The 26,948-nt window shown below is 64.1% G+C and carries 22 protein-coding genes; 6 read left to right on the top strand and 16 right to left on the bottom strand.

Annotation, left to right across the window (positions count from 1 at the left end; all coding sequences use genetic code 11):
• Positions 1-320: 320 nt before the first annotated feature.
• Positions 321-1,529 carry a formate-dependent phosphoribosylglycinamide formyltransferase gene (purT, locus tag JZY06_RS11190; RefSeq protein ID WP_207279640.1) on the bottom strand — a complete coding sequence of 403 codons (1,209 nt, stop codon included), beginning with the start codon at positions 1,527-1,529 and terminating at the stop codon, positions 321-323.
• A 121-nt stretch (positions 1,530-1,650) separates the two neighbouring features.
• A complete protein-coding gene (locus tag JZY06_RS11195) occupies positions 1,651-2,373 on the bottom strand; it encodes a hypothetical protein (protein WP_207279641.1) in 723 nt (240 codons plus the stop codon).
• Between the two features lie 250 nt (positions 2,374-2,623).
• On the opposite strand from JZY06_RS11195, the gene JZY06_RS11200 reads away from it, so the two are divergent.
• Entirely contained in the window at positions 2,624-3,127 is a 504-nt protein-coding gene (locus JZY06_RS11200; protein ID WP_207279642.1) for a phosphoribosyltransferase, read from the top strand.
• 218 nt (positions 3,128-3,345) lie between these two features.
• Here JZY06_RS11200 and JZY06_RS11205 read toward each other — a convergent pair whose 3' ends face one another.
• The 3 genes from JZY06_RS11205 to JZY06_RS11215 all read right to left on the bottom strand — a co-directional run bounded on the left by JZY06_RS11205 (position 3,346) and on the right by JZY06_RS11215 (position 6,724).
• Positions 3,346-3,717: a hypothetical protein gene (locus JZY06_RS11205; protein WP_207279643.1), complete on the bottom strand. Its 372-nt coding sequence runs from the start codon at positions 3,715-3,717 to the stop codon at positions 3,346-3,348.
• A gap of 876 nt (positions 3,718-4,593) precedes the next feature.
• Entirely contained in the window at positions 4,594-5,094 is a 501-nt protein-coding gene (locus JZY06_RS11210) for a DoxX family protein (protein WP_207279644.1), read from the bottom strand.
• A 340-nt stretch (positions 5,095-5,434) separates the two neighbouring features.
• Positions 5,435-6,724: an adenylosuccinate synthase gene (locus JZY06_RS11215; RefSeq protein ID WP_207279645.1), complete on the bottom strand. Its 1,290-nt coding sequence runs from the start codon at positions 6,722-6,724 to the stop codon at positions 5,435-5,437.
• Positions 6,725-6,968: 244 nt separating this feature from the next.
• Between JZY06_RS11215 and JZY06_RS11220 the strand changes: the two genes are divergently transcribed.
• Together JZY06_RS11220 and JZY06_RS11225 are read left to right on the top strand one after the other, a co-directional pair.
• On the top strand, positions 6,969-7,856 hold the full coding sequence (locus JZY06_RS11220; RefSeq protein ID WP_207279646.1) for a hypothetical protein: 888 nt from the start codon (positions 6,969-6,971) through the stop codon (positions 7,854-7,856).
• 15 nt (positions 7,857-7,871) lie between these two features.
• Complete coding sequence (locus tag JZY06_RS11225; protein ID WP_207279647.1) at positions 7,872-8,741, top strand: CPBP family intramembrane glutamic endopeptidase; 870 nt, start codon at positions 7,872-7,874, stop codon at positions 8,739-8,741.
• Between the two features lie 7 nt (positions 8,742-8,748).
• On the opposite strand, the gene JZY06_RS11230 is transcribed toward JZY06_RS11225, so the two are convergent.
• Positions 8,749-9,915, bottom strand: a complete 1,167-nt coding sequence (locus JZY06_RS11230; protein WP_207279648.1) for an FUSC family protein — start codon at positions 9,913-9,915, stop codon at positions 8,749-8,751.
• A 347-nt stretch (positions 9,916-10,262) separates the two neighbouring features.
• Positions 10,263-11,297, bottom strand: a complete 1,035-nt coding sequence (gene fbaA, locus JZY06_RS11235) for a class II fructose-bisphosphate aldolase (protein ID WP_207279649.1) — start codon at positions 11,295-11,297, stop codon at positions 10,263-10,265.
• 417 nt (positions 11,298-11,714) lie between these two features.
• Here fbaA and JZY06_RS11240 point away from each other — a divergent pair, with 417 nt between their 5' ends.
• Complete coding sequence (locus tag JZY06_RS11240) at positions 11,715-12,362, top strand: DedA family protein (RefSeq protein WP_207279768.1); 648 nt, start codon at positions 11,715-11,717, stop codon at positions 12,360-12,362.
• Between the two features lie 201 nt (positions 12,363-12,563).
• On the opposite strand, the gene JZY06_RS11245 is transcribed toward JZY06_RS11240, so the two are convergent.
• Both JZY06_RS11245 and JZY06_RS11250 read right to left on the bottom strand, forming a co-directional pair.
• Positions 12,564-13,262 carry a response regulator transcription factor gene (locus JZY06_RS11245; protein ID WP_207279650.1) on the bottom strand — a complete coding sequence of 233 codons (699 nt, stop codon included), beginning with the start codon at positions 13,260-13,262 and terminating at the stop codon, positions 12,564-12,566.
• A gap of 45 nt (positions 13,263-13,307) precedes the next feature.
• Complete coding sequence (locus JZY06_RS11250; protein ID WP_330617275.1) at positions 13,308-14,054, bottom strand: sensor histidine kinase; 747 nt, start codon at positions 14,052-14,054, stop codon at positions 13,308-13,310.
• A 416-nt stretch (positions 14,055-14,470) separates the two neighbouring features.
• Between JZY06_RS11250 and JZY06_RS11255 the strand changes: the two genes are divergently transcribed.
• Both JZY06_RS11255 and JZY06_RS11260 read left to right on the top strand, forming a co-directional pair.
• Positions 14,471-15,202 (top strand): ABC transporter ATP-binding protein, encoded by a 732-nt coding sequence (locus JZY06_RS11255; RefSeq protein WP_207279651.1) that lies wholly within the window; start codon positions 14,471-14,473, stop codon positions 15,200-15,202.
• Positions 15,199-16,632 carry an ABC transporter permease family protein gene (locus JZY06_RS11260; protein ID WP_207279652.1) on the top strand — a complete coding sequence of 478 codons (1,434 nt, stop codon included), beginning with the start codon at positions 15,199-15,201 and terminating at the stop codon, positions 16,630-16,632. Before JZY06_RS11255 ends, JZY06_RS11260 begins: the two co-directional genes overlap by 4 nt.
• Positions 16,633-16,796: 164 nt before the next feature.
• Here JZY06_RS11260 and JZY06_RS11265 read toward each other — a convergent pair whose 3' ends face one another.
• The 7 genes from JZY06_RS11265 to JZY06_RS11295 all read right to left on the bottom strand — a co-directional run bounded on the left by JZY06_RS11265 (position 16,797) and on the right by JZY06_RS11295 (position 26,723).
• A complete protein-coding gene (locus JZY06_RS11265; RefSeq protein WP_207279653.1) occupies positions 16,797-17,990 on the bottom strand; it encodes a glycoside hydrolase family 76 protein in 1,194 nt (397 codons plus the stop codon).
• A 78-nt stretch (positions 17,991-18,068) separates the two neighbouring features.
• A complete protein-coding gene (locus JZY06_RS11270) occupies positions 18,069-18,743 on the bottom strand; it encodes a TrmH family RNA methyltransferase (protein WP_207279654.1) in 675 nt (224 codons plus the stop codon).
• Positions 18,736-19,293 carry an orotate phosphoribosyltransferase gene (pyrE, locus tag JZY06_RS11275; RefSeq protein WP_207279655.1) on the bottom strand — a complete coding sequence of 186 codons (558 nt, stop codon included), beginning with the start codon at positions 19,291-19,293 and terminating at the stop codon, positions 18,736-18,738. The genes JZY06_RS11270 and pyrE overlap by 8 nt, the downstream gene beginning before the upstream one ends.
• A gap of 128 nt (positions 19,294-19,421) precedes the next feature.
• The gene (locus JZY06_RS11280) at positions 19,422-20,927 is read right to left on the bottom strand and encodes a type III secretion system chaperone family protein (RefSeq protein WP_207279656.1); all 1,506 of its coding nucleotides are present in this window, start codon (positions 20,925-20,927) and stop codon (positions 19,422-19,424) included.
• Between the two features lie 56 nt (positions 20,928-20,983).
• The gene (locus JZY06_RS11285) at positions 20,984-21,820 is read right to left on the bottom strand and encodes a sulfurtransferase (RefSeq protein WP_207279657.1); all 837 of its coding nucleotides are present in this window, start codon (positions 21,818-21,820) and stop codon (positions 20,984-20,986) included.
• 205 nt (positions 21,821-22,025) lie between these two features.
• Complete coding sequence (gene clpB, locus JZY06_RS11290) at positions 22,026-24,599, bottom strand: ATP-dependent chaperone ClpB (RefSeq protein WP_207279658.1); 2,574 nt, start codon at positions 24,597-24,599, stop codon at positions 22,026-22,028.
• Positions 24,600-24,863: 264 nt separating this feature from the next.
• Positions 24,864-26,723, bottom strand: a complete 1,860-nt coding sequence (locus JZY06_RS11295) for a glycerophosphodiester phosphodiesterase family protein (RefSeq protein WP_207279659.1) — start codon at positions 26,721-26,723, stop codon at positions 24,864-24,866.
• Positions 26,724-26,948 lie beyond the last annotated feature (225 nt).

Consider the following 26,948-nt stretch of genomic DNA (forward strand, 5'->3'; position numbering starts at 1 on the left):
TGTTCTTTCGCCTTTCTCGTCCGGCCCTTTCCGGGTGGACGGGGTCGACTTAAAAAACCCGGCATCACACGTGTAGGGCAGCGGCACCGGCGCCGAACCCGCTCAACCGGGAGGGGATCCACGGTGCGGGGACCAACAATCCGTGTCGTGTCCCGGGGCAGGTGCCGTGGATGTGGAAGGCAATATACCCCCGCCACCGCCGGTTTGAAAGATAGCCAAACAACACCGCAGGTCACAGTAGACAACACCGGTCACAGAAATAGGGAACACACGGGGCGGGGCGGCGTTTTCCCCTCTCCCCCGGGTATGCCCCGGATGCGCTATTGCGCCGGCACCACGCAGGAGGCGGCCTGCACCGCCCGTTGGCGGGCCTGGTCGGTTGTTTCGGCTGTGGCCAAAGCAACACCCATCCGGCGCCGCGGGGTGCAATCCGGTTTCCCGAACAGCCGGAGCGTTGATTCCGGCACCGCCATCGCCTTGTCGACGCCGGTAAACAGCGGATCATAGTTTTCCTGCCCGGCATGGATGACCGCCGACGCCCCGGGACTGATTAAGGTCACATCCACCGGCAAACCCAAAATGGCGCGGGCATGCAGATCGAATTCGGAAAGCCGCTGGCTGGCCATGGTCACCATGCCGGTGTCATGCGGCCGGGGGGAGACCTCACTGAAAAATACCTCGTCGCCTTTGACGAAAAGCTCCACCCCGAAGATGCCCCGTCCACCCAGCGCCCCGGTAATCCGGGCGGCAATCGAGCGGGCTGATTCCAGGGCGGACTCGCTCATGGCCATCGGCTGCCAGGACTCGACGTAGTCGCCCATCTCCTGCCGGTGGCCGATCGGTTCGCAAAACCAGGTGGCGGGTTTGCCGGTGGCCGGGTCAATTGAACGCACCGTCAACAGGGTGATCTCGTAGTCGAAGTCGACAAACCCCTCGACAATGACCGCCCCGGCACCGGCCCGGCCGCCTTTTTGCGCATAGTTCCAGGCCCCGTCGATATCCCCGGCATCCCGGACCACCGACTGCCCTTTACCCGATGAACTCATCACCGGCTTGACCACACAGGGGAAACCGATCTCGGCGACAGCCCGGTCGAAAGCCACTTTGTCGGCGGCAAACCGGTAGGGGCTGGTGGGAAGACCCAGTTGTTCGGCCGCCAGGCGGCGGATCCCCTCCCGGTCCATGGTCAGTTTCGTCGCCCGGGCGGTGGGCACCACTGTGGCCAGCCCGTCCTGTTCAATGCGCACCAGCTCATCCGTGGCCAGGGCCTCGATCTCGGGGACAATGAAGGTCGGCCGGACATCTTCGACCAGAAGCCGCAGCTGCTGCGGGTCAGTCATGTCAATGACATGGGCGGTCAAAGCCACCTGCAGGGCCGGGGCGCCGGGATAGCTGTCGACGGCATGCACCTCCACCCCGAGCCGCTGGAAGGCGATGGCCAGTTCCTTGCCCAGTTCCCCGGAACCCAGAATCATCACGGAGATGGCATTGTCACTGCCCGGGCTGGCATAGACGGTCGGTGTGAACATGGCTGCGGAAAACAACTCCTGGAATGTCGGGAAAATCGGGTGGAAAAAGACGGCTCACGCGGGGGATGTTTCCCCGCACCGTGGTACCCGTCGGCGTGGCGGGATACCGCGGAAACACAGTCTATCCGCTCTGGCGGACCAGTTCGGTGGGTTGTTCGGTGCCACAGCGGATCAGATCGGGAAGATGACCGGAGGATTCGGCGAGCCGTTCAATATCACCCCGGGTCTTGGCCCCCATCAGGGTCACATACACCTGGCTCATGACTTCCGCATCGCACTGCGGCCGCATCTGGCAGGAGGCCAGCAGATTGCCCTGTGATTTGAAGCCGATGAAGTTGACGAAACCGTTCTCCCCGGTGGCCGGGTTGGTGGCGATGAACGGAATCTGCACCACCTGGGTGTTGTCCGGATCGCCGGGGTCGGCGGGCTTGACCCCCATCACGGCGGCACCGTCATAGGTGGTGGCTTCCTTGTCCGGCGACACCTCACCGGCGCTTTTCAAAATCGTTCCGGTGGTGTGGAAGTCGAGGCCGTCGGCACTGATCCCGATCGGGGTGACCCATTCCAGATAGGATTTGTCCGGCACCCGGTTGTCGTAGGCGTCCGTCAACGCCTCGTACAAGTCAGTGTTGTCGGTTGGCCCCAGGTGGATGGTCACATCCCCGTCAGTGCCGAAACAGGAACCGGGAACCGTCCAGTCACCGGTGTAGGCGGCCACGAATTCAGTGGCGGCGGCGGTGGCCTGCTTCTGCTCTTCGGTGGCGCACGCCGAGATCACACCGGCTACCAGACATACCGCGGCGGCTGAACGAAACGCGGCTGAACGAAACACTGTGGCGGTCATGCGTGAGGCCGACCTTTCAAAACAAGCATGTGCCGCCCGCGCCGGAAACAGTGGCACCGGTGACGCGGGCGGATATTTTCTTCCGGGACAATTGTGGCCGGGTCACCAGGTTCACCGGCATCAACCACCACTGTAGCCGCTGCAGGCTGTGATGGATACAGCATCGGGGAAAGCAGATGGCTTTCCACCACGACTGTTTTTCCGGCACAGACGCCCACCGGACAACCGCCGGACAAGTAGACTTGCATCCATGGCCTACCATGCAGACTCCAGCGATCTCGAGAAAAAAGAAGTGCTCACCTGGGACAGGTTCGGTTCCGCGACCCGTGAGCTGGCGCAGACGATTGTCGACTCCGATTTCGAGCCGGAAATCATCATCGCCGTTGCCCGCGGCGGGCTGGTTCCCGCCGGCGCGTTGAGCTACGCCATGGGGGTGAAATTGGCCGACACCATGAACGTCGAGTTCTACACCGATGTCGAGGAAACACTGCCCGATCCGGTGCTGCTGGCCCCCATGCTGGACATGTCGGAAATCTCCGACAAAAAGCTGCTGGTCGTCGACGATGTGGCTGATTCGGGCCGCACTCTCGCCCTGGTGCTGGAGATTCTGAAAAAAGCCGGTGCCGGTGATGTGCGCAGCGCCGTGCTGTACGCGAAATCGCGGTCGGTGGTTGACCCGGACTACATCTGGAACCGCACCGACGACTGGATCGTGTTCCCCTGGTCGGCGGAAAAACCCGTCGAACGCAGCTGACTTCGCCCCGGCAGCCACAGGTCAAACCAACGGTACCGGGCCGCTGCGGCATATCCCGGGGACAGTAACCGGCACACCGCCCCCGGCATGCCGGCACGGTCACCGGCAGACCAGCGCCACCCGCGGGACTACAGCATCCGGCTCAAAGCGGTGCAGGCTGTCCCCGCCCCGGGCAGCACCCCGTCCGGCCCGGGTGACCCGGCAGCTGTCCCCCTCTCTCAGTGCGATGACCCCATGGCCGTGAGAATCATCTGCACAGGATTGACCGGCCGCAGCGGCAGCGGCCGGTATTTTTGCACGATCCAGCAGCGTTCGTAGTTGTCGTACATCACCCCCAGGCCCTGCAGCGACTGCTCGCGCTCATTGTCTTTCAGCATCTCCCACCCGGGGGTCTGCTGCATCCATGCATAGGCGTCGTGGCGGTCCATCCGGAAATACGGTGCCTCGGTGTAGGCGCGCTCCAGCAGGACACAGTTCATGTGCGCGTAGTCAGCCGCCGGATCATAGTGCATCGGGTAGGCGGCTGCCTGGCCGGCTCCGGCACACAGGGCACCGGCAGCAATGGCAGCCGCGACCATACGTCGTCGCATAACGTCATCCTTCCTCGTTGTTTTTCACCGGCCGGGCCATCTGCCCGTTCAACAGCAGCTGCCCATCCGGGGTTGTCCACAAAAATTCTAGCCCCGGCACCTGCGGGCCGGGCAGCGCACAACAGCTGCCCCTGCCCCACCTGCCGGACCCCCACCGGCGCACACGGTTCGGCGCCCCCCACAGACACAGCAACTTTTAAGTATTATTTTTCACCGGCCGGGGCCCCGGTGGCCGGACGGGCAAAAAGCCAGCCGCATCCATGCCCCATCAATCCCGCGCACACACCCCGCCAGACGCCTCCCAGCAGGTAGAAAACATTCGCACGTCAAAAAACCCAGGCGCTGCCCGGGGCGGATCGTGCCGGATAATCCGGCACCGGCTTACGGTTAGGGGGTGAAACTAAATCCCCTGTTGAGGTTGCAGGATTTGCGCCTGCCCGGCAAACACTCTTTTATGGACCACGGGGAGGATCGTCATGTACTGCGGTTGTCCGTACGCGAGGCGCTTTTCCTTCCGGCGCCCCAGCGTCGTCACGGACGACTGCTGCGGATCCGCCGGGGTCTTTTCCGGCCATCGCCCCTTCCGCGATGGAAGAAGCTCCGGCGGGCCGCCTTTTTTCTGGGGGCGATCCTCCCCTTTTTTTCACCTCACCGGGTTGTTTGGACTCCGGGCCGCACCCGATGGAGCCGCATCCGCCGGGTGCGGCTGTTTTTTATGGAAAAAATCTTTCCCTCCCCCGGCAACACCCCGTACCCCCAAGGAAAAAGCCGTGCCCGGCGGGGATGTCCCGCCGGGCACGGCTGATTGCCGGAAAAGCTGTCGTCGCCCCTTTAAGATTTCACGCAAGGGTTGTTCCGGCAGCCGTATCCGCGCTGCTACTGGGTCGGAGTAGCGGGAATGTCGGTGGTCTGCGCCTGCGGCTGCGTGGAGTAGGTCACCGTGGTGGAGGAGGAGTCAACCGTGGTGTCCTTCTTGTTGCGGCCGAACAGCATCTGGTCCAGGGACCAGCGGCCGGCACCGGTGAACAGCAGGGCGGCGGAGGCCGCGCACAGCAGCAGCTGGTACTCGTAGCCGCCGTCGGTGTTGAAGAAACCGTTGGCCGCGTGCACGTAGTAGATGGCACCGCCGATGACCAGGCCGATACCCAGCGAGGCCAGGCGGGTCAGCAGGCCGATAACCAGGGCCAGGCCGCCGAACAGCTCAGTCAGGGTGGCGATCCAGGCGAAAAGCTCCGGCTGCGGCATATCCAGGCTGCCGAAGAAACCGGCCACACCCGTCGGGCCTTTGACAAACAGCTTGTCCCAGCCGTGGACGATCATAATGACGCCGATTCCCAGGCGGAGGATGAATAATCCGAGATCATTGAGGGTACGCATTGAAAAAATCTTTCCTGTTGGTTGTTGGGGGATCAAAATAGCGGCTCCGGTGCCTGTTGTTTGCCACAACCCACCGGCTTCGGCACCCACCGCGGACGGGCGGGTATCCCAGCCGACGGCAGCGCCTTAAAAAACAGGCGAGAACAACTACTACCGGGCCCGCGGGCATTGTGCCATAAGCGATATGCCAGTGCCAGAAGCAGATCAGCGGCACCACTGGGTGTGGTGCCGCTGATCATGGCTGTGCCGCAGGTTAGCGGCCTGCCCGTGACCTCGCCGTTATCACCGGGGAGGTCATGACTTGGGGGTGTAGTTTTTGTTCTGCCGTTGTCGGCTGCGCCTAGCTGGCCATCACATCGTGGATTTCGATGGTCTGGGTGCGCTTCGGGCCGACACCGATGTAGGAGACCCGGCAGTCGGACAGCTCTTCCAGGCGGTGGATGTAGTCCCGGGCTTTTGCGGGCAGTTCATCGAAGCTGGTGCAGCCGGTGATGTCTTCGTCCCAGGCGGGCATTGTTTCGTAGATCGGTGTTGCGTGGTGGAAGTCCGACTGGTTGACCGGCATCTCGTCGAAGCGTTTGCCGTCGACGTCGTAGGCGACACAGATCGGAATTTCACCGATACCGGTGAGCACATCCAGCTTGGTGACAAACAGGTCGGTGAATCCGTTGACCCGTGAGGCGTAGCGGGCCACAACCGAGTCGTACCAGCCGCAGCGGCGTTTACGCCCGGTATTGACCCCAACCTCACCGCCGGTGGTCTGCAGGAATTCACCCCACTTGTCGAACAGCTCGGTCGGGAAGGGGCCGGCACCGACACGGGTGGTGTAGGCCTTGATGATGCCCAGGGAGCTGGTGATCTTCGTCGGGCCGATACCGGAGCCCACGCAGGCGCCGCCGGCGGTCGGGTTGGAGGAAGTGACAAACGGGTAGGTGCCGTGGTCCACGTCGAGCATGGTGGCCTGACCGCCTTCCATGAGCACCGATTTCCCCTCGGCCAGGGCTTTGTTCAGTTCCAGTTCCGCTTCGATGACCATCGGTTCCAGTCGGTCGGCGTAGGACAGGAAGTAGTCGACGATCTCGTTCGGGTCGATGGCTTTGCGGTTGTACATTTTGACCAGAATCTGGTTTTTCACCGCCAGGGCCGATTCGACTTTCTGGCGCAGAATCGACTCGTCGAAAATATCCTGCATCCGGATGCCGACGCGGGAGACTTTGTCCGCATACGTCGGGCCGATACCGCGGCCGGTGGTGCCGATGGCGCGTTTGCCGAGGAAACGCTCCTGCACCCGGTCAAGTACCTGGTGGTAGGGGGCCACCACATGGGCGTTGGCGGAAATCTTCAACCGGGAGGCGTTGGCGCCGCGGGCTTCCAGGCCGTCGATTTCCTCGAACAGGGCCTGCAGGTTGACCACCACACCATTGCCCAGCACCGGGGTGGCGTTTTCGCTGAGCACACCGGCGGGAAGAAGCTTCAGTTCGTATTTCTCACCGCCGACAACCACCGTGTGGCCGGCGTTGTTGCCGCCGTTGGGTTTGACGACGTAATCGACTTTCCCGCCGAGAATATCTGTCGCTTTACCTTTGCCTTCATCGCCCCACTGGGCACCGACTACGACGATTACCGCCATGGTTTTCCACCGGTCACTTTCACGGTTGGTTTTTTAAAAAGGAAGAAATACTTGTCGTATGGGGCCGCCAGGCCCCACGCGGGCTTAGCCGTCATCCCGCGGATGAGTCCAAGCCCGGTCACACGGCCTCCAAGTCTACCGCCTGGCCTGGCCGCTCCGGTCACGCCCTCAGCGGCAGCGCCGAAAAACCACCCCGGTCAACCGGCAGCCCGGCTGCCCGCCATGCCTTATAGACTGGTCTGCCATGGTGATGCTTGCAGTGTGTTTGGGTGAGGGCCCGCAAACGGTTGTGCCGGCCGTCAGCGCAGGGGAAACAATTGTTCTCCCCGCCCGTCCGGGCCGGAAGGATTTCGCAGCGCTGATGGACTTCATTGCCGCCCACACCCCGGATGATCTGGGGCCGGGCCTCGAGCAGCTGCAGAAACAGCCTGATCTCACCCCGCCCGGGCAACCGGTGGCGCAGGAGTTTTCCGGCCCCCGGCTGCGGGTTGTCATCAGCGGCGATGATGCCGGCTTTGCCGCGGTGGCCACAAAGCTGATGCGCACCGACAACCTGTGGGTGGACCTGGCCTATGTGCCGTCATCCGCGGACAGTCCGGCCGCCACCAACTACGGCATCCCCACCGACCGGCAGCAGGCGGTCGAGATGGCAATATCCGGCCCGGTCAGCCCGGTTCCGCTGATCCGCGACGACAGCGCACAGATGGTGTTCGGGCATGCCACCGTCACCGACTTTTCCGGCGGGGAGGTCACCGGCGAGATCATTGTCGACGACCATGTGCTGCTTGACCACCGGGCGGGAAAGAAAAAACCGGCCCGCGGATTCTACGGGGCGAAACTGGTGCCCATGAAAGACCAGCCCGGCCTGGCGGCTGTTGTCATGGACACCCCGTTGACGCCGCCGGCCCCCACCGGTGGTCTGGCCGGAAAGCTTGCCGGGCTGTTGGGCCGCGGCAGGAACACACCCACCGGGACAGTGGATCCGGATACCCTTTCCACCGGCCGCGCCCTGCAGGCCGGCGGGCTGAATCTGGCGGTCACCGTCGATGGGGTTACCCGCCCCCGGCCGGTCGAACGCGCCACTTTCTACCGGCATCTGCGTGATCTGCAGCTTGTGCGTGGGCAATCCTGACCTAGCCTGGGAGATATGAACGAACCCACCGGGCGACCGGATAAACCCGACAGCGCACGCGGGTGGACGGCACCGTTTATGGACGCCCCTGCACCCGGACCCACCGCCCCCGCGGCAGCACACACTGTCCGGGGCAGTACGTCCCGGCCACTGCAACAGGTGGCAGCCCCGGCCCATGCCACACCGACTTTTTCCCGGCCTGTCAGCTGGATGAGGATGGGGCTGGCGGTTGCCATGCTGGTGGTGCTGCCACTGGTGATGCTGGTGGCGGGCCTGGTGATCGGCCGGGTGGTCTTCGATTCGTCGGCCTCCGAAATCTTTTTCCTTGTTCCCTTCGTCCTGGCCACCATCATTGGGCTGTCAGCCACCGTGCTGCCCGGCAGATGGTCGGCGGCTGATCTGGGGTGGGTGAAACCGGCCTGGCCGTGGTGGCATCTGCTGTGGATTGTTCCCGCCGCCCTGATCACCACCAGCACCGCCACCGCAGTTGTGGCGGGCCTGCTGCTCCACCTGGAGCCGGCGGAGGAAGCCTCGGCGGAACTGTTCCACCGGACGGTACCGGTCTGGTACATCCCGCTGATCCTTAGCGTGGTTGTCGCCGGACCGGCGGTGGAGGAAATACTGTTCCGCCGTTTGCTGATGGCCAGAATCGAGCAGACGCTATTTCCCGTCACCGGCCCGGTGGCCGGGCCGGTGATCGCCATCGTGCTGCAGGCGGCGGTCTTCGGCCTGGTCCACGTGGTGCCGCAGGTGATCGTTTTCGCGTTTTTCCTCGGCCTGGTGCTGGGTGTTCTGGCCAGAACCGGCAGATCGATCTGGCCGTCTTTCATCATGCACGCCGTCAACAATCTGATCGTGACGTCGATGGTGCTGGCGAGCCTGTGAGCACCTTTCAGGAGTGCAGCTCCGGGGGTTGTTCCGGGTGGGTGGATGTCGGGGCCAGCACCGCTTTCGACGAGTTGCGGCTCAACCCGCAGATTTGCAGAAGATCAACGATCAGGGAGCGTGACTGGCCGAGCACCATCACCGCCGACAGCACCCGGCCGTCGGCCACATCGCCGCCCGCCCGGGCGCCCAGCTGACGCAGTTTCCGGGTCAGGCGGGGAATCTCATCGGATTCCTGGATCGAATCGTTGGTGCCGTAGAGCTGGCTGAGCCGGGCCATCACCTCGGCCAGCTCACCCATGATGGCGATCTGTTCGGCCGATACCTCATCGTGGTCTTCGGCGATGACCTGGGCGCGCCGCGCCAGCACCCGGGTATTGCGCATGGCGTTGTCCACCGGGTTCAAAATCCTCATCAACGATTTCACCCGGCGGCGGTTTTTCCAGTGCAGCGGGGAGATGGCCGCGGCTTCCCTGCCGGCTTTGGCGTGCGCGATCAGATTGTTGATGTTGGCCTGGGTGCCGCGGGCGGTGGCAAGGGCGGCCCGGATACGCGCGGCATCGCCTTTGTCCAGGGCGACGGTGACCTCCGCCAGGACATTCGAGGCAATACCCAAAATGGCGGCTATCTCTTTGCGGCCGCCTTTCAGCGGTGAATCCGGCACCAGGGCCAAAATGACGATGGCTGTGGTCCCGCCGATAAACGAATCCAGCATCCGGTCCACCCCGCCGGAGGTACCGGGCGGAAAAATCGTGGCGATGAGCACCACACCGATACCGGCCTGGGTGAACACCAGCTGTGATTTATCGCAGTAGATGGCGGTGACCATGGCAATGGCCACAATCACCCCCATCTGCCAGATCCCGCCGCCGAAGGTGGTGACCAGCAGATCCCCCAGTCCGACGCCGAGGGTGACCCCCACATTCAGATCAATGGCCCGCCGCAGCCGGTCACCGCCGGACAAACCGATGATGATGATCGCGGCCATGGGGGCGAAAAACACATTGTGGTGGCCGAACCACTGCATGGCCACATACCACGACACCCCGGCGGCCAGGGATCCCTGCAGGATCGGCACCCAGGAGTTTTTCACCCGTGCCAGGCCCTCCGAGTTGAAGCGGCGGATACGCCTGACCACCGCACCGCCGGGGGTTGTTGTCGCAGTCACAGCCATCGTCGGACTCTTTTCTTTGTCGTGGAAACCATCACCATCGTCGCGGCGCACACACATATGCGCCCACCGGGTTATCAGCCACCCCCGTCGGCGACTGCCCGCCACGCAACGGCAAAAACCGGGGTGTTTGCCTTGCCCGGTCCCGGTGGACGTGAAAAGGGGGAAGAAAAACACCGCCGGGGCCCGCCGGCAACCTTCATCGGGGCTGCTCGGCGGAACCGGCGGTGCGGGAGGTCTCATCCCCCGGGTGGCGTGACCGGCCCGGTGAAAAGCCGCACAACACTCAGCGGGAAAAGACCATCTGCCCGTGACGGATGCTCACGCACCCCGGGCGGAAAAACAACGATTTACTTGTTCAGCGTGGTGCCGACAGAGTGCAGGTCGGTGCAGGTTTCGATGACGCGTTCGCTCATGCCCTGCTCGGCCTTCTTCATGTAGGACCGCGGGTCGTAGACCTTCTTGTTGCCGACTTCGCCGTCGATCTTGAGCACACCGTCGTAGTTTTCAAACATGTGGCCGACAACCGGGCGGGAGAAAGCGTACTGGGTGTCGGTGTCGACGTTCATCTTGATGACACCGTAGCGCAGGGCTTCCTCGATCTTTTCCTTCTCGGAGCCGGAGCCGCCGTGGAAGACGAAGTCGAAGGGCTGTGCACCCTCGTCCAGGCCCAGCTTCTTGGCAGCGGCCTTCTGGCCTTCCAGCAGAACCTCCGGGCGGAGCTTGACGTTGCCCGGCTTGTAGACGCCGTGGACGTTGCCGAAGGTGGCGGCCAGCAGGTAGCGGCCGTTTTCACCCGATCCGACAGCGTCAATGGTCTTTTCGAAGTCTTCGACGGAGGTGTAGAGCTGGGCGCCGGCCTTGGCCTTGACACCGTCTTCCTCACCACCGACAACACCGATCTCGAACTCGAGAATGATGTTGGCTTTGCGGGCCTTTTCCAGCAGTTCCTGGGCGATCACCAGGTTCTCGTCGATCGGGATGGCCGAGCCGTCCCACATGTGGGACTGGAACAGCGGCATCTCGCCGCGGTCGACACGCTCCTGGGAGATCGCGATCAGCGGGCGGACGTAGGTGTCCAGCTTTTCCTTCTGGCAGTGGTCGGTGTGCAGGGCCACATTGATCGGGTAGTTCTTGGCTGCCTCGTGGGCGAAAGCCGCCAGGGCGCAGGCACCCTTGACCATGTTTTTCACGGCCAGACCGGAACCGAACTCGGCGCCACCGGTCGAGAACTGGATGATGCCGTCGGACTCGGCTTCGGCAAAGCCCTTCAGGGCAGCGTTGATCGTCTCGGAGGAAGTGCAGTTGATCGCGGGGAAGGCGAAGCCCTTCTCCTTGGCGCGATCAAGCATCTCGGCGTATACCTCAGGGGTTGCGATGGGCATTGTGTGACCGTTCTCCTTTTTGGGTTCGGCATCAAGCGAATGTGGAAAATGTGTTTCCGCCCACTCCGCGTGCGGGGGCGGGCGCATGTCTTCCAGTGTATTCATCTTGCCCGCCGGGCAATGTCCGTTTATGCGTTGATGATGTTGTTTTCTGTCCGAATTTCATCCCCGAACCCCCGGAAAAAGCCCCAATACCTGCCCCGAGCTGGTCACACAAAAACCACACAAACAGAAGGTGACATTACTCACGATTGCGGTTTTTCCGGTCCATGCCCCCACCCGCCCCGTGTTCCGGCCCGTCGGCATGTCGTCCCGCAGCGGCGGCGCGGTGACCACCCCTGGCCGTGCGGTGCCTGTGCGGCGTATACCCTTGTGCGCGTGATCCAAGAGATTTTCTCCCATGCATCCGGGCAGAGCATGGTGGTGGCCGGCCCACAGTGGCTGGACCCGATGTACCTTCTGTCCGGCTCCGGCCCCTTCGGTGATTTCATTCTGGGCGGCATTCTGCTCATTGTTTTCATCGAATCCGGTGTGCTGTTTCCGGTACTGCCCGGCGACTCGCTGCTGTTTACCGGCGGCATGCTGGCCAGCCAACCGGATCCTTTCGCCCCGCTGTGGCTGCTGGCCCTGCTGGTACCGGTTGCCGGCACCCTGGGCGGGCAGGTCGGCTATTTCATCGGGCACAAGTTCGGGGAGGTTCTCTCCGCCAGGGAGGATTCCCGGTTCTTCAAAAAAGCCTGGCTGGAACAGTCCCACGCTTTTTTCGTCAAACACGGCCCCATCACGGTGATTATCTGCCGCTTCGTGCCGATTGTGCGGACCTTCGCCTCGATTGTGGCCGGTATGTCGGGCATGAAACTCGCCCGCTTCACCATCTTCAACATTGTCGGCGCGATTGTGTGGGGTGCGGGCCTGGTGCTGCTGGGCGCCTGGTTGGGGCAGTTCGCCTTCATCCGCGACCACATTGAGGCAATCTTCCTGTTCATTGTGTTCCTGTCGATCACCCCGGGTATCTGGGGTGCGGTCCAGAAAACCCGCAGCGGGAAAAACACAAAACCCGCCTGATACTGCCGCCGGAGCTTTCCAAGAAAAAACACCGCCGGCCCCCGGGAATGAACGGGTGGCCGGTTTCTTTCCTGCCGCAGGCTGCAGGCACCGCCGTGGCTGGTGCACGCTACCGCGCCCGGCGCCCGTGCCGGTGGCAATCGCGTTTTCCGGCACCGGCTCACCATGTTCTCCCTCTGCCGATGCCGCGACTGAAAGTCGTCAGCGCCCGGAAAGGCCTTCGTCGGTGAGATAGGTCAAAATCGCCCGGACCCTCCTGTTGTCGGTACCGGGTTCAAGATGCAGCTTCGAGAAAATATTGGACACGTGTTTGGCCACGGCCGCCGCTGACACCACCAGTTCCCCGGCAATCTCCTGGTTGGCCATCCCCTGTGCCATCAGCCCCAGAACCTCGCGTTCCCGGGCTGTCAGCTCACTCAAGCCGGTCCGCTTGGCGTGGACCAGGGCACCTGTGACCTCTGTGTCGACAACCACACCCCCGGAGACCACAACGTCAATGGTGCGCAGGAAATCCACCACATCCGACACCCGGTCTTTGAGCAGATACCCCAGTCCACCGGTACCCGACGATTCAAGCAGCGTCCGCGCATAGGCGGGCGCAACATACTGGCTGACGATCAGCACCCCCATGCCCGCAATGGTGCTGCGCAGTTTCACCGCGGCCCGCAATCCGTCATCGGTCATGGTCGGGGGCATGCGCACATCAGCAATCACCAGATCGGGCGCTTTGTTCTGGCCATGGAGCTTTTCCACCAGCTGCTCCAGTTCGGTGGCACTGGCGGCGGTGGCGATGACCTCCATGTTCCGCCGGGTCAACAGGCCGGCCATGCCTTCACGCAGCAACGCCGAATCATCGGCAATGACAATGCGCGGTGTGGTGGGTCGGTGCGTGGTATTCATGGGTTCTTTCGGGAATTGGGGGAAGATTTTTGCTGTGCCGGCCGATCAGCTTCCCGGGGCCGGGGAGAAACACAATCCGCTTTCCCCGGGGCGCAGAAGCAGCGGGATGGTGGCGGTCAGCTGGGTGGGTCCACCCGGCGGGGAAATGATCTCCAAACTGCCGCCGAACGTGGCCAGCCGTTCCTTCATGCCCCACAGGCCATGGCCGTCTGTGACAACCACACCGCCCGGGCCGAGATCGTTGACCGATATGCGCAGATCCTTTCCCGCCGTCACCACAATGCTCACCGGTGATCCCGGGGCATATTTCGCGGCATTGGCCACTGCCTCGGCAGTAAAGAAGTAGCCTGCGGCCAGCACTCCTTCGGCAAGCTCCGGCAGCGGCTGCGGGCAGCGGACAACGCACTCGGCGCCGAAACGTTCAGCCATATCCTCCAGGGCGGGAACCAAACCCCGGTCGGTAAGAATGTGCGGGTGAATTCCCCGGACGGTTTCCCGCAGACACGCCAGGCCGTCGGACAAATCCCGGTAGGCCCCGTCAAGCAGGTCAGTGAGAAAAGAATTGTCGCAGCCGCCTTCGGCAAGATGCAGTTTCGCCTCGCCGAGCTTCATCAGCGCACACACCAGATGCTGTTGGGTTCCGTCGTGCAGGTCCCGTTCGATGCGGCGGCGTTCGATCTCGAAAGCCCGGACAATAATCCGCCGGGACTCGACCAGCTCCGCCAGCTGGCGCTGCCGGTGAGCGGGCCGGTTGTTCTCGCGTTTCCACCACACCATCGGCGCTTGTTTCACCCCTGTTCGTCGATTTGGCTCATCCACACCGGTGTTGCGCAGCCGGTTGTTGTTGCACCACCATCATGCGTCGGCGCGGGCGCAGGTGGCACACGACTTCAAAAAAGGTGGTGCTGGCACTACCACAGATCGGTTGCCGGCACTGTCGTGGTGCACCGTATATCCGCTGTTTGATGGATGACACCGGTACCGCACACCGGGTGTTCCACCCCACGGAGTCTCCCACCGGCTTCCTGTCGTTGTCTCACGGTTGTGCGGTACCGGTGACCTTTCGTCGTCTCCTGCCCGCCGGGCGTGAGCAGTGTGGCCTGTGTGCTCTGCGTGCCGCGTCGCCCACTGACGGTGGTGCTGGCACTACCACAGGTCGGTTGCCGACACTGTCGTGGCCGCACCGTTTGCGTTGTTGGATGGAGGTCATGGACAACTATCAAACCACCGGCCCCCAACCGTTGATCCGGGCGAGCGGGGTGTGCCACAGTTTCGCTTCCTGCAAGGAAGTGCTCACCAACATCAACCTGACGTTTTCCGCCGGTGAACTGGTCGCTGTGATGGGCCCGTCCGGCTCCGGGAAATCGACCCTGCTCAATATTTTGAGCGGCATCATCACCCCCACCGCCGGGCAGGTGGAGCTGGCCGGTCACCCCATCAGTGGCGCCTCCGATTCCACCCGCTCTGCGCTGCGGCTTTCCACCTGCGGTTTCGTCTTCCAGGACAACCAGCTCATCCCCGAGCTGACGGCTCTGGAAAACGCTGCCCTGCCGCTGCTGCTCAGGGGAACGAAAAGACGCCCGGCCATGGATTCGGCCGCCACGGTATTCCAGCAGCTGGGGCTGGCCGGCCACGGGCACAAGTTCCCCGGCCAGCTGTCCGGCGGACAAATGCAGCGGGTGGCCATCGCCCGTGCCCTGGCCCCGCAACCGGCGGTCATTTTCGCCGATGAACCGACAGGCGCCCTGGACCAGGCGACCGGGCAGGAAACCATGCAGCTGTTGACCTCCGTGGCGCGGATGAACAACTCGACACTGATCGTGGTCACCCATGATCCGACGGTGGCCGGCTGGTTGAACCGTCTGGTTGAAATCCGTGACGGCATGGTGCACTCGGACAAACCGCTGGATCCGGCCGCGGGAGGGATGGGAGAAAAATGACCAATCTCGTTGAAATATCGGGGCTGTTCGCCACAGCACGGGCCCGATCGTCGACCGGTGAACGCACCGTCTATGCCGCGACCTGCGGCGGGCTGGCTGTGTGCACTTTCATCGCCCTGACACTGGCGGCGGGCACCTACATGTTCTACGACCGGTGGAAAAATCCGCGGGGCCTCTACGGGGCGATCGTGGCCAAGGATCCCACTTTTTCGGTGGTGGGACTGGGATACGCGACCATGGCCGGGATAGCCTGTGCGCTGCTTGTTCCGGCAATAACATCGCTGGCTGTCGCAGCCGCCACGGCAGGAACCCGCGCACGCCAGAACAGGCTGGCGGTCCTGCGGCTGGTGGGGTTGTCCTCCCGGCAGATCGTGGCCCTGTCACTTGTCGACACCGCCGTCCAGGTGGTGCTGGCCACAGTGGCCGGAACTGTCCTGTACGCGGCCTGCATCCCGCTGTGGATGAGGCTCAGTTTTCTTGCGCAGCCGGTCGGCCTGAGCGATCTCGTCATGCCGGTGTGGCTGTATGCGGCCACGGTGACCATCACCGGTCTGGTGGCTTTTGCCGCCACGTGGCTGGGTCTGGCCCAGCTGATCATCACGCCTTTGGCGGTGTCGAAAAAACAGCTGTCGGGACCGGTCCGCTGGTGGCGGCCGATCCTGTTTGTGCTGTGTGTCGCCGGTTTCATCGGCTTTCAGCAGATCGTCGGCAAGGATGCCGCCCCGGGCAGTTTCACCGGGCGGATGGCACTCAGTACGGCGGTGGTGATTGTTCTGGTGATTTTTGCGGCCACCCTGGTCGGCCCCTGGTTCATGCAGCTTTTCGGGCGGATACTGGCCCGGGTCGGAGGCCCGGTGCCGCTGTGGGTGGGGCGACGGATCCAGGCTGATCCCCGGCAGACCTGGGGTTATGCTTCGGGCCTGCTGTTTTTGTCGCTGATTGCCGGGTACACGACCCTCATGCCGATCACGGTGTCGGCAATGGATGAAGACACCGAAAGCTTCTCGCAACTGACCCAGCAGGACATCGCCCGGGGTGCGCTTGTCGCCATCGCCTTCAGTTTCATTCTGGCGGCTGTCACCGTCTATCTGACGCAACTGGATGATTGCTACCAGCGGGCCGACCAGTCGGTGGCCCTGATGAAACTCGGCGCCCCGCCGCGCTACCAGCTTTCGGTGACCTGGTTGGCGGTGATGGGTTCGGTCACCGTTGCCACCGTCACCGGTTTTGTTCTGGGGATTCTTGCCGCCTGGCCGATGTGGGCGATTCTGCGCGACCAGGGATTGACGGACGAAAAACTGCCGCTGAAAATCGCCCTGGCGGTGGTGATTGTTCTCGCGGGGTTGGCGGTGACGGCTCTGGCGGTGAGCAACACCAACCGGCTGCGGCTGCGGCTGGCCCGCCGGATGGTCCACACCCGCAACCGGTAGTCGGCCTCACCAATGCTTTATCAGCGCCCCGTCCCGCTTGCTTGTCCGTCCACCGCGGCCCCACCCCCGATACAACGGCGGCCCGCCCCGCAGGCGGTGACCGCCGGGTAGGGCAACAACACACCGGTGGTGGCAGCAACCGGTCTGTGCCGGCTTTAGGGGTGTCAGCTGTTCATGCCGGCGGCTGCGACTGCGGCGGCGGCTTCAATGGCCATCCAGCCCGACAGTTGCACGGACAGATCCCTTTCGGCGATCGTCGAGCCGGATACCGCCCCGCCGACGGAATGGCCGACCACCCCGGTGTTGCGGGGCAGGCGGGCATCCCTGGTCCAGTCGGCGGCGAAAATCGGCAGGCCGTCGATTTCCAGGCGGTTGTTCCACACGCTTTCGGCCGATTTTTCCACCAGCCGGGCGGCGATCTTTCGTGCCGCCCGGTTCCTGCGGGTATCCCGCGGAAGGGACACGGCCACCTCGGCGAGATACCGCATGAGGATGCCTTTGAACAGTCCGCCGTCACCGCCGTTGGTGGGCGCATCAATCACCCCGGCCGGGGTGGCCATGTCGCGGGCCACGGCATGCACCAGGTTGTGGCACAGGGTGGTGTATTTCGTGATCGTGTCGACCAGGTCTTTGTCGTCGATTGTGTCCAGTCCGGCGTCGGGGGCAAGGCCTGCCTGCGCCCGGAAACCGTTGACCAGTTCCACGCAGGCGCCGATCATCACTCCCTGGCAGTAGGGGTGGATATCGGCCACGATTTCCTCGCCGGCCATCTCACAGCGCATCCCGTCCATCACCAGGCCCCGGTCGTCGATGAGATGGTCGAAGACCCAGTCCACCAGTGTCGCGGCGGTCGCCAGCTGGCCGCCGCGGGCGCACATGATCGCCGCGGGGCCGTTGGTGGGAACGTTGAAAAAATGGCCGTCCTTTTTCCACGGGATCACCCCGCGGAGCGGATCAATACCGTCTGTCACCGACACCCGCAGGGCGCGCACCGCCCCCGGGGCCGATATTTTCGGCAGCTGGTTGATTCTGCCCAGCGACAGCGCCAGCCACGCCCGGTCGTCGTGGTAGGCATTGGTGCACAGCCGGCGGATATTGCGGATGCGGATGGCCCGGGCGGTGCGTTTGATTCTGACCAGCCGGGCCGGGGTGGGCCGGCGGCTGGCCGCATCAATCAGACAGTCCAGGTAGTGGGCCTGCCACCAGTAGTGCCACCGGTAGAACACTTTCTGCCGGATGCCGGGCGGCCAGGCGACCACCGCCAGGTTGGTTCCGGGCAGCCCCCACAACCTGGTGGCGTGCCGCTCATTGATGGCGGCTTCGGCGAGGTCGGCGCGGTGCGCCCATTTTTCATGCACAGTAGATCAAAACCCGGATTCTTTTTGCGGTGACGCTGACTGACCATCCTAGCGGCCCCGCAGCCCAGGCGGGGTAAGTCACCAGGCCCGGCTGAGATCAGCGTGCTGTCTGATCCAGGTGTGCATGGCGATCCCGGCGGCCACCCCGGCGTTGATGGACCGGGTGGATCCGAACTGGGCGATCGAACAGGTCATCACCGCGGCCTGCTGGCCCTGTTCGGTGACACCGGGTCCTTCCTGGCCGAACAGCAGCAGGCAGCGGCGGGGAAGCTCGACGGTTTCCAGCGGCACACAGCCGGGGGTGTTGTCGATGGCCACCACCGGAAGATCCCGCCCGGCGCACCACCCGGCCAGTGCCGCCACCGAGTCGTGGTGCAGCAGATGCTGGTAGCGGTCGGTGACCATCGCCCCGCGGCGGTTCCACCGTTTCCGGCCCACAATGTGGACGGTATCGACGGCGAAGGCGTTGGCGGTGCGCACCACGGTGCCGATGTTGGAGTCGTTGTCGAAATTCTCGATCGCGATGTGCAGCGGATGCCGCCGGGTGTCGATGTCGGCGGTGATCGCCTCCCGGGTCATGTACCGGTAGGCGTCGACCACGTTGCGGCGGTCGCCTTCGTCCAGCAGCTGGGGATCCCACTCGGGTCCTGTCGGGCGGGCACGACCGGGGTGCTGTTCATCCCAGGGGCCGACACCGATTTTGTGCGGGTTCCATTCAGTGGGCCCGGGCCCGGGCGGTGGCGTGTCAGGCAAGACCCAGATCCTCCAGGGAGAGGATGAACCGGTAGTCGATCCCTTCGGCGCCGATAATGTGGTCGGCACCGGTGGCCCGGTCGCAGACGGTGGCCACGGCCACCACTTCCGCGCCTGCTTCCCGGACGGCTTTCACCGCGGTCAAAGGGCTGGTGCCGGTGGTGGTGGTGTCTTCGACGACGAGGACTTTTTTGCCCTTGATGTCGGGACCTTCGATACGGCGCTGCATCCCGTGTTTTTTCTGTTCTTTGCGCACCACGAAAGCGTCGATGTCCCGCCCCGGGGCATGCATGATGGCGGTGGCCACCGGATCCGCGCCCAGAGTCAGTCCGCCGACGGCCTGGTAGTCCAGATCCGCGGTCAGCTCCCGCATCAGCTGCCCGATCAGGCGGGAGGCCCGGTGGTGCAGGGTGGCCCGGCGAAGATCAACGTAGTAGTCGGCCTGCGCGCCCGACGACAAAGTCACCTTGCCGTGCACCACCGCCAGTTCGCTGACCAGCCGGGCGAGTTGTTGTTTCGCGTCCGCATCACAATGGTTGCTGTTGCCCACCGTCTGTTACCTCTTGCTCATCGATGTTGCCGCCAAAAAGGCACGGGCTTTTTGTCCCCGGCGCCAATCCAGCGGATGGTCGTATCCGACCCACGGTCATCCAGATTACGTGGTGCACACCGGGCGGGTCATCTGTGTGCCGCATCCGGCGGTGGCTGGGTGGTGTCACCGTCACCGGTAGCGTCGGTGCCGTCGGATGCCTCCGCCGGGGCGGTACCGGATGCGTCGGTGAAAATGCTGGGCCGCCCGCCGCGGCGGGCCACCCGCGGGCGGGTGGCCGCCGGCGGCCGGGTCGTGCCATCGGCAATCGGTTCGATCAGATCACCGCCGATGACATGCAGATCCATGCTGCCGTGGCGCTGCCCCACAGAGCGGGTCGGCAAATCCACTTCCAGGCCCTCCGGGCCGGCCAAACGGTGCGGGCTTGTCCGGTGGCCCACCCCGGCATCGTCACCGTCCGGTTCCGTGTGGTCACAACCCTCGTCTGTGCCGGTGACCGGCCCACCACCGCGGCGGATGGTCCGCGGCCCGGCACCGTCAGGCGCCTCGTCGGAAGCCTCGTCGATGATCTCCGCATCGGGGATGTCCGTTGTATCCCGCGCGGCGGCGGCAAGACCCGGCGGGGCGGGAAGAGCACCGGTGGACCGGGCCGCCGACTGCGGGGTCAGCAGCGCCGGGCGGGTGGGGTCGCAGTCCGCCGGTTCGGCGACCCCGGCGGGGGTGAACGGCGGCAGCACCAGGGCCGCATCAGCGATCAACCCCAGCGGGGCGATGGCCGCGGCGGCGGTGGTTTCCGCATCCTGCCGCCCCACCAGTGCCGCCACCCACTGTCCGGCAACCACAATTTCGGTGATCGCCGGGGCCAGGGCCGCCAGCGCAGAACGCACCCGCACATCAACGAACGTGGCCGCCGGGCCGGGTTCAGCGGCCCAGGCGGTGAACCCACCGGCGCTGGCCACCGTCACCGGCTGTTCGGCATCCGGGTGGGAATCGGTGCGCACGAACCGCACCACCACCGGCGACGCCGCGCTGCGCCGCACCGCCAGCACGGTGTGCCCCCCGAAATCGGCCAGATGGATTTCCTTGCCGTGGCTGATACCACTGACCGCGTCCCGTGCCCGCATATCCACCGGCACATCCGGGAAATCGAATTCCCCGGCCAGATAGTCATCGTGTTTGACGTAGTCGAAGCCGTGAACCGCGGCGAAACGCCGCCGCTCCCGGCGCGCCGCGCCGGGCAGCCTGTTGAGCAGCGTGCTGTGTCTGTCGTGTGTCTGCCCCCCGGCGGGCCGCCCACCGTCGCTGCCACGGGCACTGTCAGCATCGGTGTCACTGCCAGTGTCACCGGAGGGTTGTCCGGGGTCACTGCCGGTGTCCCCGGCTGGTGCGGCAGCGGCCGACGGGAGTGCAGCCGGGGATGGGCCGCCTGTGGCGGGGGTGGTGTCTGTGCCGGTGTCTTCTTCCCGGCCGGATCCGGCAGCGGGATCTGCCGGGGGATGAACGTCGGTAATCTCCCCGCCCAAATCCAGCTCCCCGGAGGCGGTGGCATCCTGTTTTTTGGCCACGGCGATAAGAGCCGCGGCCCCGCCAAGGGATGCTGCGGCCAGTCCGAGAAGCAGATAAGGATCCATCACCGTCCACAGTCTAGTAACGCCCACCGCACAGTGGGCGCACAATCAGCCGGCGGGGGCTAGATTCCGCGCTGGACCGGATTGTCCGGGGTGGCGCTCCACTGGGACCAGCCGCCGACATACTGGGCGGCACCGGGCAGACCCACATGGTGCATGGCGAAGATGGCAGCCGCCGAATGCAGCCCGGATCCGGAATAGACCACCACTTTCGTCGGGTCAGTCACACCGACGGCATCGAACGCGGCCCGGATGTCGTCTTCCGGGAGGAAGAAACCGTCGTCTGTCATCAACGATTCCAGCGGCAGGTTCACCGCCCCCGGAATGTGGCCGGCTTTCAGATCCAGGCGTTCTTTGCGGCCGATGTAGCGGTTGTTCTCCCGGGTGTCGATGACCAGCACATCATCGGGCACCCGGCGCATGTAGTCCATATCGACGGTCGGCAGCTGCCCCGGGTTGGGGCGGATGGTGCAGTCGCGGGCCAGATTGCCCGGACCGCCGACCTGTTCGTAGCCGGCTTTCACCCAGGCACGGGAGCCGCCTTCGACAATGGAGACATCCGCCACCCCCGCCCAGGTGAGAATCCACCAGGCGCGGGCGGCCAGCAGGCCTTTGTTGTCGTCGTAGACCACCACTTTGTGGTCTCTGTTCAGACCCCAGTCGTTAAAGGCTCTGTCCAGCACCGGGTAGCTGGGCAGCGGGTTACGGCCGTCCCTGGCACTGGGGGCCATCGCCAGCTGGTACGCCGGATCGCAGTGCAGGGCGGTCGGAATATGCGCGCCCCGGTACATCGAATAGCTCATTCCGGCACCCGGATGCCAGATGCATGCCAGGATGGTGGTTTTCCCACCGCTGCGGATTGTCTCCGCAAGCTCGTCAACACTGATGGTTAGGCTCATGGGCACCACAATATTGACGTTGCCGGGCCATCGCCACGCTGCTGCAGCGGGGTGACGGCCAGGCGGGGCGGAAATAACGATGGTGACCACAGCGCCCGGCCATCGCGTCCCGCCGCACCACAACACCCCCGCGTCACCCGCCGGCACGGGCCGGTGACGCGGGGGTGGGGGCGAAAAGGCGATCCTTTCCCGGTGACGGGGCGGTCTATTCCGGCTGCCCGGCCGCCCGGGTGACCTCCAGGCTGTCGCCGTCGGCGGCCACCCCAACCGCCACCGCACAACCGTCGGTGATGGTTCCGGCCAACAGGTTTTTGGCCAGCTGATCGCCGATGGCCTGCTGGATGAGCCGGCGCAGCGGCCGGGCGCCGTAGGCCGGATCGTAGCCGCGGTCGGCCAGCCACGCCCGCGCCTTGTCGTCGACGGTCAGTGTCAACCGCCGGGCCGACAGGCGGGCGGCAAGCTGACGGATCTGGATATCGACGATGCCCGCCAGCTGCTCGCGGGTGAGCGCATCGAAGACGACCACATCATCGAGCCGGTTGACGAATTCGGGTTTGAAGGTCGCGCGCACCGCATCCATCATCTGTTCCCGGTCACCGCCGGCCCCCAGGTTGGAGGTGAGAATCAGAATTGTGTTGCGGAAATCAACCGTCCGGCCCTGCCCGTCGGTCAGCCTTCCCTCATCCAGGACCTGCAGCAGCACATCGAAGACATCCGGGTGGGCTTTTTCCACCTCGTCGAACAGCACCACCGTGTAGGGGCGGCGGCGCACCGCCTCGGTCAACTGGCCGCCGGCGTCATAGCCGACATATCCGGGGGGAGCACCCACCAGCCGGGCCACGGAGTGTTTCTCCCCGTACTCGGACATGTCGATGCGCACCATGGCACGCTCATCGTCGAAAAGGAACTCGGCCAACGATTTCGCCAGTTCCGTTTTACCGACACCGGTGGGTCCGAGAAACAGGAACGATCCGGTCGGCCGGTCGGGGTCAGCCACCCCCGCCCGGGAGCGCCGCACCGCGTCGGAGACAGCCTCAACCGCCTCATTCTGGCCGACCACCCGGCGAGTGAGAACCTGCTCCATCGACAGCAGCTTCTCGGTTTCACCCTGCATCATCTTGCCTGCCGGAATCCCGGTCCAGGAAGACACGACCTCGGCGATGGTGTCGGGGGTGACTTCCTCGGTGAGCATGGCACCCGCCTGCCCGCCGGCCACGGTGGCCTCTGCTTCGGCGACCTGTTTTTCAAGCTCCGGGATACGGCCGTAGCGCAGCTCCGCGACTGTCGCGTAGTCGCCGTCACGTTCGGCGATTTCCGACTCGCCGCGCAGTTTCTCCAGTTCCTCTTTCGCGCCGCGCACTTTGTCGATGGCGGCTTTCTCGTTGCTCCAGCGGGCCTTGAGTTCGCCGAGTTTTTCCCGCTCATCGGCCAACTCCTGGCGCAATTTCACCAACCGCTCACGGGAGGCGGCATCGGTTTCCTTGTCCAGGGCCACTTCCTCGATCTCCAGGCGGCGGACAATCCGTTCCAGGTTGTCGATCTCCTGCGGGGAGGAATCGATCTCCATGCGCAGCCGGCTGGCCGCCTCATCGACCAGGTCAATGGCCTTGTCGGGCAAAAACCTGCTGGTGATGTAGCGGTCGGACAGGGTGGCCGCAGCCACCAGCGCGGAGTCGGTGATGCGCACACCGTGGTGCACTTCGTAGCGTTCCTTCAGCCCGCGCAAAATACCCACCGAATCCTCCACCGACGGCTCGCCGACAAACACCTGCTGGAAACGGCGCTCCAGGGCGGCATCTTTTTCGATGTATTTGCGGTACTCGTCCAGCGTGGTGGCACCGACCAGCCGCAGCTCACCCCGGGCCAGCAGTGGTTTGATCATGTTGCCGGCATCCATCGCCGACTCGCCGGTCGCCCCGGCGCCGACAATGGTGTGCAGCTCATCGATGAAGGTGATGATCTGCCCGTCGGCTTCCTTGATCTCATCCAGGACGGCTTTCAGGCGCTCTTCAAATTCGCCGCGGTATTTCGCCCCGGCGACCATGGAACCCAAATCCAGGCTGATGAGGGTTTTCCCCTTCAGCGACTCGGGCACATCCCCGGCGACGATACGCCGTGCCAGGCCCTCGACAATGGCGGTTTTACCGACCCCGGGTTCACCGATGAGCACCGGATTGTTTTTCGTCCGGCGCGACAAAACCTGCACCACCCGGCGGATTTCCTGGTCCCGGCCGATGACCGGATCCAATTTCCCCTCCCGGGCGCGACTGGTCAGATCGGTGGAGTATTTCTCCAGGGCCTGAAACTGGCCTTCCGGATCCTCGGTGGTCACTTTCTTATTTCCCCGCACCGATGTGAAGGCGGCTGTCACCGCCTCATAGGTGGCGCCCGCGTCGTGGAGAACCTTGCCGGCATCGGTATCCGACCGGGCGATCGCCGCCAGCAGCACCTCGGTGGAGACGTACTCGTCGCCCAGTTCACCGGCGACCTCCTGGGCGGAGTTCAAAATATTGAGCGCATTGCGGTCAAACTGCGCTTTGCCCATATTCGCCCCGGAGGCCGTCGGGTAGCCGGACACCACAGACCGGGCGCTTGCAAGAAGCTGCTGCGGGTCGCAGCCGGTGGCCTGAAGGACCGGAACAGCAATGGAATCAGCCTGGTCGAGGACCGCCACCAGCAGATGGCCGGCTTTGATCTCCGGGTTACCCAGGGATGAGGCCTGCGCCAGGGCGGCCTGCAGGGCTTCGGATGTTTTCGTTGTTGGCGCAAACTGTGCCATGGTCAATCGTCTTCTTTCTGCTTCGTGCAGGCCGCAAGGTCACCGGCAGTGATCTGCCGGACCCTGGGTTTTCCTGCGTTTTTTCGTTTCACCATCAACAACGTCAAACAAGTTGAGTCTGTTCCACTCAGGTCAAAATTTTTTGCTTCCCCACCCCTTAGTCGAGCAGACTCAACCCTGGTGGGTGGGTGAAAAATCCCCGCCGCGCCCACCACCTGCCGCAATGCCCCAACGGGGAGCACCCACCACGCACGGAAAAAAGAATCAGCCGTGGAAGTACTCGCCGACCAGCACCCGGGCCGGATTCTGGGAGGCACGGTCGGCGGCAATCCGGTTCCACTGCGGCACATGGTCGGTGATGACCGCATCGACCGGCCAGTTGACGAATTTTTTCATCGACGCCTCGGTATTGACCGTCCACACCGCCACTTTTTTGCCGGACTTGTGCAGCTTGGTCAGCCCGTCGTAGGAGAGGTTGTCTTCCTCGATCGCGGCCCAGTCGCCGGGAAGCGCGGCCTTGTTCGACCCGGACAGGAAATAGCCGAACGCGGTCTCCGCGTCCGGGTATGTCTCGTCGATGTAGGCGACCACACCGGATTTCAGACAGAAAAACACCACCCGGTCAACGATTCCGCGCTCGGCGACCATCCGGTAGAGATCATCGGCCATCCGGGTATCCGCGCTTGCCCCTTTGAGTTCGAGGAAAAGACCGGTGCGCCCGTCGACGAGATCAAGCAGCCCGTCAACGGTGAGCACTGTAGCCGCCGGGGCGGCGGGATCGGCCGGATAAAGCTTAAGCTGCGCAATCTGGTCCATCGTCATCTCCTGGGCCGAGGAACCCAGACCGGCCAGGCGGGAAAACGTCGCGTCGTGGTTGATGATGTAGTGGCCGTCCGCGGTGCGCTGGACATCGACTTCCACATAGTCAACCCCCTGGCGGAGGGCCTGTTCAATGGCCCCGGCGGTGTTTTCCACCACCTGATCCCCACTGCCGCCACGGTGGGCGATCACCGCAATATCGGGGGCTTCCGACAGAACGTGCCCGGCCGTGGTCCAGTAGACGGATCCGGCGGCAATGACACCGATCACCGCCACCGCGATGGGGCGTTTGTTGTCGAACAACCGGTCGATCGGGGCCGGGGTGCGTTTGGGCGCCAGATCCGGCACCGGCCCGGCCGTTCCCACCACGCAGGGGCGCGCCACCGCCAGCCCCGCGGGCAGAAAGCGGTAGAACAGGGCGGTCAAAAAACAGATTTCGAACGGGGCGAACAAAAAGCCCGCCACACCGGTGATGATGTTGACCATGAGCAGCCCGAGAAAAGTCAGCCCCACCCCCAGCCCGGCGGACCCGTGGCCGACCACCAGCCCCAGGCCGACCACCAGCCAGGGGATCACCGACAGGGCGGCCACCGCGGCGGCAATGATCAGGTGCACGGTCACGGCCCGCAGAATAATCGCCGGAAAGTTGCCGGTGACCATCCGCACCGACAGCCGGGCCGCGGGCCCCGGCGTCCAGCCCAGCAGAATGATTCCGTGGAACCAGAAGATCAGCAGGGTGGCCGCCGCCCAGGCGGCGGCCAGCACAAACAGGTAGATCGACGAATACAGGGTGCTGCCGTTGATGACCTCCATTATGAAATTCGGAATGCGCACCCCGGTGAAAATGCTCAGCTGCAGCAGATTGTGCACCAGCGGCAGCACCAGCACCGCGAAAGCCGCCACCGCCACCAGACCAGGTCCGGCAATCCGCGGCAGCACCGACAGGCAGTAGGTGGCCACCTTCACAAAGGGGGCTTCCCTGCGCCCGTTCAGTTCAATGGCGGCCACCGTCATAAACCCGCCGATCTCCAGCAGCACCGTGACCATCAGCAGCAGCAGTCCACCGACAACCACCACCGGCCCCCACACAGAAAACAGCAGCTTAGTGGCATTGTCGTTGGTCAGCACCGGAATACCGCGGGCGGCCAGCACCGGCACCAGCATCGCCGAAAACCCGGGGAAGATAACGGCCACCTGCACAATTTTCAAAATGACCTGGTATTTGACCAGCTCCGGGGCGGCCTCGCGGTACCACTTCAAATTGGCCCGGTCCTTACCGCGGCCGCGGGTGAGCTGCTGGTGCATTCATAGCCTTTCGAAAAACCGCCGGTCGCATGCGCCGACACACACAGTGCCCGGGGACCACGGCCGCGGTTTTTTAAAAAATACGGACAGTGCGGGACCGACCATGCCGGTCATCCCCGGTCAGTTCATTATGGACAGCCCCTCCACCGGGCGGGAATCGGCGCCCGCGGCCGCCCGTATTTGCACCCCCGGAAACTGTCCCATATATTAGGAATAAAGTTCCAT

Origin of the sequence: Corynebacterium mendelii, assembly GCF_017307055.1 — a bacterium.
Taxonomy (GTDB): Bacteria; Actinomycetota; Actinomycetes; order Mycobacteriales; family Mycobacteriaceae; genus Corynebacterium; species Corynebacterium mendelii.